This is a genomic window from Streptococcus parasanguinis, assembly GCF_001578955.1.
GTDB lineage: Bacteria > Bacillota > Bacilli > Lactobacillales > Streptococcaceae > Streptococcus > Streptococcus parasanguinis_U.
In genome coordinates this window covers 361,495-362,309 of record NZ_KQ969690.1, presented here as the reverse complement: position 1 = coordinate 362,309, position 815 = coordinate 361,495, and the positions used below count along the sequence as shown (strand labels likewise).

Below are 815 nucleotides of genomic sequence, written 5' to 3'. Positions count from 1 at the left end.
CACCGTGTCCAACCAAATCACGCACCACGCCATAGCCTTTGCTTTCGGCATACTCTTGAATCGCTACCCCAATATCTCCCAAGCGATTGCCAACAACCGCTTTTTCAATTCCTTTGTAAAGACATTCTTTGGTCACATCCATCAAATCTTTGACTTTTTGGGAAACATTTCCAACAGCATAAGCCCAGCATGAATCAGCTAAACCACCGGTATAGGACTCTGTATATTTTTTCACTTGCGCCACATTATCAAAATCCAATTTTGAAACATCTAAAACAGACTTATCCAGCGGTTCAGACAAGACCATATCTACCTTGAGAAGATCACCATCTTTTAAGATGACGTGACGTGGAAAAGCATGGGCCACTTCGTCATTTAAGCCACAGCAAGTCGCATAAGGATAATCCATGAGACTGCCTTCTACACCAATCTGAAGTGGCAAGACATTGGCTTCTTTACAGCGACGACGGACATATTCTTCTACTTCCCAAAGGTCAATCCCTGGCTTGATCAAGTCACGCAATCCAATATGGATGCTGGCAAGGAAATCTCCTGCACGATCCATGGCTTCAATTTCACGTTGTGATTTTAATGTAATCATTGTCTCCTCATTTCTTTTTGTTTAATTAATCTTAATCGTAATGGTTGCTTTCGCTATCAGTTGTAAGTCCAAATACAAACTAAAATCGACTAGGGCAGAACGTCTTGTTCGGCGGACAAGCTGTGGTTCAATGCGAATCACATCATCTACCTGTACTGCCTGTAAAAAATTGATGATCAGCTGTTCGATGATCAGGTTACGCCCAATATTTTGC

General features: G+C 42.0%; 1 protein-coding gene and 1 pseudogene. Both read right to left on the bottom strand.

Annotated elements, in window-relative coordinates; genetic code table 11:
* Nucleotides 1-601, bottom strand: a 601-nt coding sequence (locus tag SPADD19_RS05590) for a M24 family metallopeptidase (RefSeq protein WP_061455592.1), incomplete at its 3' end; no start/stop codon positions are given.
* Between the two features lie 21 nt (nucleotides 602-622).
* Nucleotides 623-815 (bottom strand): annotated as a pseudogene (locus SPADD19_RS11555) (hotdog domain-containing protein); the annotation flags it as partial.